Genomic DNA, 4,000 nt, shown 5'->3' with positions numbered 1-4,000 from the left:
CGCAGCAGCGAGATCAGGGTATCTCCCACCAGGCTATCCACCTCGTCCAGTAACAGCACGATGGGTCGGTCGTTCTCTTCCGACCAGTGGGAGAGCAACCCCTGTAGGGCACCATGGGGACCGAATTCATGGAGCGTCTCATCGACCCATTCCCGCAATCGCTGATCGCCCAGATAACGGCGGGCATTGTGGGCAATCCCACTGACAATCGTGCGCATCCCTGCTGCCACATCCCCGCGTGCCGCCTGGGCCGGCTCCAGGTTTACATAGAGGGCCCTGTAATCCTCTTCCGCATTGAGCTGCTCCATCAAGGCCAACAGGCAGCTGGTCTTGCCGGTCTGGCGCGGGGCGTGGAGGACGAAATAACGTTTCTCCCCGATCAAACGCCGGATTTCTTCCATATCCCAACGTGACAACGGGGGGACCCTGTAATGTTCGTCCGGCCTGACGGGACCTGCGGTATTGAAGGTTTTCATAAATCTTCCTTCTATGACGGCAATCGCCTTAGAGGCTGTCTAAAAACTAAATTATTGATTTTAATCGGGTAGGCTGGGTCGAGAGACGAGACCCGGCAAACCAGGCTGGCCCGTAAACGCTGGGTTTCGTTCCTCAACCCAGCCTACTCCTGACTCTGGCCTACGGCCCCTTTTTAGACAGCCTCTAAAGTCGTAAAATCAGTATCTTAATTTTTAGACGGCTTCTGAGCCTGTGCGGGTTTTCCCATGCTCAATCCGACGCCAAAAAGGGTCCACCGTATCCTGGTATCTTTGTAGCAGCTATTGATGCGGTGCAGCCTGTTTATCGGTCGGCCAGCGCAGAAGAATCCAGACCAACCCCCCCGCAAGTGAGGAGCAGAGGATCACCAGGCCGAACATGGCGGACAGCGTAAACGACTGCTCGGCAGGCAGACCGACAAACGCGAATGCCGCGACAAAGGCGCCCTCCCGCAAGCCCCATCCCCCGAGCGAAATGGGCAGGTTGGTCACCAGGAGTGCGGGCGGCACCAGGAGCAGGCATGCCAGGAACGAGATCGGCAGCGACATCCCGGCAGCGATCAGGTAGACGGTAAGCACCCTGGTCAGATGGATCAGCACGGCGGTAGCCAGTATCCGTTGCCGCTGCTGTCCCAGCAGGGCCTCGCGCAGGGATCGGGACAACGCCGATACCGGGCGCAGCACCGGCTTCTCCGATAACCCACGCGGCCAATCGGCCAGGCTCGACAGCAATCCCACCGGCAACAGGCTCGCCAGAACAATGCCCGTCAGCAACCAATGCGCACGGGTATCCGCGATGACCAGGAACGCCACGGGCAGGCAACACAGCACCACCAGGATGAGTCCCACGAACGCCATGATCCGATCCAGCACCACGCTCTCGAGTGCGGCCGTGAGCGGGAGACCGGCACGGGCCGCATAGGGCAGACGCACCAGGTCGCCGCCCATGGCAGAGGGTAAGAACTGGTTGAAGAAGGCACCGACCAGGGTGAGCTGCCAAACCAGGCCACGGGGAAGCTGGTACCCGAGTGACTCGATTACGAAAAACCACCGCCTGCCGGCCAGCCACAGGTTGCAGAGGGAGAGGCCGACCGCGGCGGCAAGAAAGTACCGGTCGATACGCAACGCACTGTCCAGGACCGAGCGCGGGTCGACTCCCTGCAGCAACAGCCAGACCAGCAGCAGGGTGACGATGACCTTGAACCCGAACTTGACCCACGCCCCTCGGTTCCATGGAGAATCCCGCCTCATCCCGCAGCTAGCTCGTGGCGGGACCTAAGAAGGAATCGAGCAGCCGCGGGGCCAAATCCTTGATGTGATTGACCGACTGCCACTCCGCGGCATCCTGTCCCGGCCCCTGAACCGCCACGAAGCCCTCGTGGCGATGATAGCCACTGCGCCCGGAATCGGGCCTGGCGCTGAAGCGACCCAGAGTAGCGGACTCGACCTGGGTCGCCGGCGGCTGTTGGTTCCAGGAAACGATCAGGTCGGGCAGCTTATCGCTGTGTTCGCCGGGAAACACCTCCGCGGTCGTCACCAGCTCGGCGACCAGCGGCACGCCGCCGTCGCTGGTGCGCAGTCCGCGAAACCCAGCCGTGAGCCAATCCCGGTAACCCAGGTATTCTGGACTCCCCGACTGCAGCCAGCCCGCGGACTCCCGGCCCTTGAAATTGAACCGCAGATAGCCGTTATTGTCCGTCCGCAACGGAAACGCCGGGGTCCGCTCCCACTGGTAGCCCGCCGACGTGGCCCGATTGACCACCCAGTCGCGTACCTCGACGGGTACCCCTTGGGCGACTGCATGCTGCAGGCGTGCCGGCAAGTGATCGCGCAGCAGACGCATCAGGCTGCGTTGCCGCGCCGGCTTGGGTCCGCCGGGTAGAGTCCGCCGCGCATACAGGCTATTGATGCGTTGCATCACGGGTGCGACGAAATGTTCCTGTGATGTATTCGCCTGCATGCCGTGCAGTGAGAACAGAATGACCTGGGTAGTGGCCGTATCCACGGCCTCCAGGATGGCACCCAACGCCCGGTCTATGGACCGATAGACATCCAGCAGGGCGTCGGTTGGGGCGGCGGAGGCCGGATTCGCTGCGGGCCACAGGGTATGCCCGCCCTGGTGACACTCGCCGAAGACGGCGAGCAAGAAATCCCACTCGGTATGTGCCATCAAATAGCGTATCAACGCCCCCTTCTGCCCGGCCCCCCTGATCAGGTCCCTGCGAATGCGCGCGAGCTGGCCATGGGTCTTGGTAACGGGGATCTCCGCCCTCATGGCGTGCCTACCGAAGCATCGCCGGATATCCCGTGTCAGCTCCGGCCGGTTGCAGTGGAAGGGGATAAGCCGTTCTTGGGAACCCCAGTTGACCACCTCGGTACCCTGGTCGAGCCGGCTGGAAAACACCATGGGTACGTCGACGACCGTGACCCGGACGCCATTGCGGGCCAGCTCATACCAGAAGGGTTCCCGGTACAACCAAGCGGCGCTCACCCGCCGACTACGCATCTGTTTCTGATCCCACTGGAGTTGGTGATAGATACCATGCGCCCCCGGTTGCAGACCGGTATAGAAGGTCGGCCCGACCGAGCCGGACAACAGTCCGGACGTGGTTTCGAGCCGGCGCAGGTTCCCCGCATGCAACAACCGCCGGAACACCGGCAGGCGATGCTCATGCCCCTGGATGAACGCCAGATCGCCGGCATCGACCCCCAGCATCAGGGTCTTGGTCGCCCGGCCCGGATTGGTCGTGGATGATTGCGTCATTGCTCCCCCGGAATTTTCATCTGTGTGTCACGGTCGCTTGACCGCATAGCTAGCCAGGCTACGCCTTAAGACCGCGAGGCGTGAAATCTTTTTTTACCACAGAGGACACAGAGGGCACAGAAATGGAAATGTGATTAGCCCAAATGGAAAGCGGTTTAGCGATCGATGCTGCCGGGATCTGCATTCGGGAAGCGGAGCGTGGTGTCCGGGGGCAGCGATCTCACCGGCCAGATCGTCGTCGGAGGCCTGCTCGACCTTCAGCCCGCCGGCCTCCAGCAGGATCACATCCAGCCCCCGGGCGGCCAATTCGAGCGCGAGGGTCACGCCGGCCGCACCGGCGCCGACGACACACACCTGGGTACTCAGGATATGCCCCTGGGAAATCCCTCGACCATCTTCGATCATATAGGACTCCTGACCGGACCGTGCCGCGCGCTACATAACAACGCCAGAAGCGGTGACCTGTTCCTGATAGGTCTGCTTGGTATTGACGGCCCAGAGGTCATGGTGTTCGCCGAACAGGAGCATGCGGACGGCATACATCGCGGTCAGCATGGAATGGTCCATGTTGTTGTAGCGATGGAGACCGTTGCGGCCCACGGTGCGCAGGTTTTCCAGTCCGTCACAGAAGTTTCGCACCTGGGCAAGACTGGCCGTATAGTTGTTGTCGTAGACAGGATAGGCATCGGCGATGCGATAGACCTGACCGTCGATTACCTGGCCGGCCGGTAGCAGGCCGATG

At 61.8% G+C, this 4,000-nt stretch carries 5 protein-coding genes; all 5 read right to left on the bottom strand.

The genetic code is table 11. From position 1 onward, the window contains the following. On the bottom strand, nucleotides 1-476 hold a 476-nt coding region (locus BQ17_RS04285; RefSeq protein ID WP_218068083.1), incomplete at its 3' end, for an AAA family ATPase. 300 nt (nucleotides 477-776) lie between these two features. Further along, complete coding sequence (locus BQ17_RS04280; RefSeq protein WP_089724584.1) at nucleotides 777-1,745, bottom strand: lysylphosphatidylglycerol synthase transmembrane domain-containing protein; 969 nt, start codon at nucleotides 1,743-1,745, stop codon at nucleotides 777-779. 7 nt (nucleotides 1,746-1,752) lie between these two features. Continuing rightward, a complete protein-coding gene (locus BQ17_RS04275) occupies nucleotides 1,753-3,258 on the bottom strand; it encodes an alkaline phosphatase family protein (protein WP_089724582.1) in 1,506 nt (501 codons plus the stop codon). 93 nt (nucleotides 3,259-3,351) lie between these two features. After that, a complete protein-coding gene (locus BQ17_RS04270) occupies nucleotides 3,352-3,663 on the bottom strand; it encodes an FAD-dependent oxidoreductase (RefSeq protein WP_089724580.1) in 312 nt (103 codons plus the stop codon). A 30-nt stretch (nucleotides 3,664-3,693) separates the two neighbouring features. Next, the coding region (locus BQ17_RS21445) for a hypothetical protein (RefSeq protein ID WP_218068081.1) at nucleotides 3,694-4,000 on the bottom strand (307 nt) is incomplete at its 5' end.

Origin of the sequence: Candidatus Thiosymbion oneisti, assembly GCF_900092655.1 — a bacterium.
GTDB lineage: Bacteria > Pseudomonadota > Gammaproteobacteria > Chromatiales > Chromatiaceae > Thiosymbion > Thiosymbion oneisti.
The sequence above is the reverse complement of the archived record's forward strand: the minus strand, read 5'-3'. Positions and strand labels throughout refer to the sequence as shown.